2 protein-coding genes are annotated in these 1,759 nt (G+C 56.6%); one reads left to right on the forward strand and one right to left on the reverse strand.

Features of this window, described 5'->3' with window-relative positions:
• Nucleotides 1–124, reverse strand: a 124-nt coding sequence (locus tag ACMGE0_RS33730) for a beta-barrel domain-containing protein (RefSeq protein WP_495885028.1), incomplete at its 3' end; no start/stop codon positions are given.
• A gap of 162 nt (nt 125–286) precedes the next feature.
• Here ACMGE0_RS33730 and ampC point away from each other — a divergent pair.
• Nucleotides 287–1,480, forward strand: coding sequence for a class C beta-lactamase (gene ampC / locus ACMGE0_RS33415; RefSeq protein ID WP_436820146.1), 1,194 nt, complete (start codon nt 287–289; stop codon nt 1,478–1,480).
• Nucleotides 1,481–1,759 lie beyond the last annotated feature (279 nt).

Consider the following 1,759-nt stretch of genomic DNA (forward strand, 5'->3'; position numbering starts at 1 on the left):
GGATGCGGGCCGTGTACCAGGCTTCGCCGGTCTGGGGATTGTGAATGAGATCGGCCGCGACCGCTGCGACGGTTCCGTCGATCTCCGGCGTGGTCCTCTGATTGAATGCGGAAAACCGCAGCACCGCGGCAGGTTGAGACGGTTGTGAAGCGACGCCTTGATAGGCCAAGAATTTCTAATGCCTCTACCGAGAAGTGTTCATTTGTCTCGGTGCGGGAGTGGCGGGTAAATCGATTGCAAGGTCGAGTACTGGCCGACGCCACTTTTACGGAGACATTCTTTAGCTATGAGATTATTTGAGCTCGCGAAACCGACAGTCGGCGCCCGACATACGCTTGTACTGGCGCTGATTGCCGCTTCGCTTCCCGTCGGCGCGAAAGCGGATGAAACCCAGCAGCGGATTGCAACCGTCGTTGACGAAGCCATCAAGCCACTGATGTCAGAGAATGACATCCCTGGGATGGCCGTCGGCATCACGATCGACGGGCGTAGCTTTGTCTGGAACTATGGCCTCGCCGACCGGGAGAAGGCAGTTCCTGTCAACCACAGCACGCTGTTCGAGATTGGATCCGTCAGCAAGACGTTCACCGCTACTCTTGGCGCTTATGCGCATGCAAAGGGCAAGCTGTCGTTTTCCGACAAGGGCAGCGCACATATGTCCGCACTGAGCGGCAGCGCCTTAGACCGCGTCAACCTGCTCGACCTCGGCACCTACACGGCGGGCGGGCTGCCATTGCAGTTTCCGGACGACGTTGCGGATAATAGCGACATCACTCGCTTTTATCGCGGATGGCGTCCGAGCTACGAGCCCGGCACCCACCGCGTCTATTCCAATCCCAGCATCGGGCTGTTCGGTTACCTCGCAGCAGAAAGCCTAGGAGAGCCGTTTCCACTATTGATGGAGAAAAACCTCCTGCCGGCGCTTGGCCTGAACAAAACCTACATCACGGTAGCCGCGCTGGAAATCCAAGACTACGCCTTTGGCTACAACAAGGCTGGCAAACCGGTTCGGGTGACACCCGGCGCGCTCGACGCGCAGGCCTACGGCATAAAAACCACGGCCTCGGATCTGCTTCGCTTCATTGAGGTGAATATCGATCCGTCTCGGCTGGAGCCATCCCTTCAAAGAGCCATCGCGTCCACCCAGATCGGGTACTACCGCGTGGGCGACATGTACCAATCACTCGGATGGGAGCTTTACGCCTGGCCCACGACCCTTGATACCGTGCTTGAGGGCAACTCGTCCGATATGGCGCTTGAACCCCAACCAGCTGTCAGGCTGAATCCTCCGCAAAAACCTGGCGATGAGATCCTTCTCAATAAAACGGGCTCCACGGACGGCTTCGGGGCGTACGCCGCTTTTGTGCCAGAGCGGCGGATCGGAATCGTGCTCTTGGCAAACCGCAACTTCCCCATTCCGGCTCGCATCAATGCGGCTTTCACGATCCTCAAAGCCGTCGAGACCATACAGGAACATTAGAAGCCAGGAACAAAAAGAGCGGCGCCAATAGGACCTCCCTTTCCACGCAAACCTGGTATGAAGCAGTTTGCCGTTGAAATTCTGAAGCAACTCGGAATTGGCATCGTAGAATATGTTGAAACAGCCGAGCGCGTGAACTTCCATTGGGTGTAGGACTGACCCTTCGACGGTTTGTTCGCCGTCCCGGCTGAAATTTCTCTGCCTAGAGCGTTTATGATTTTGTTTGAATCGCGGATTCCCTTTTGATGTCGAATGTGATTCAAGATGCAGGCTGAGAGG

The organism is Neorhizobium descurainiae, assembly GCF_051400715.1.
Classification (GTDB): Bacteria; Pseudomonadota; Alphaproteobacteria; order Rhizobiales; family Rhizobiaceae; genus Neorhizobium.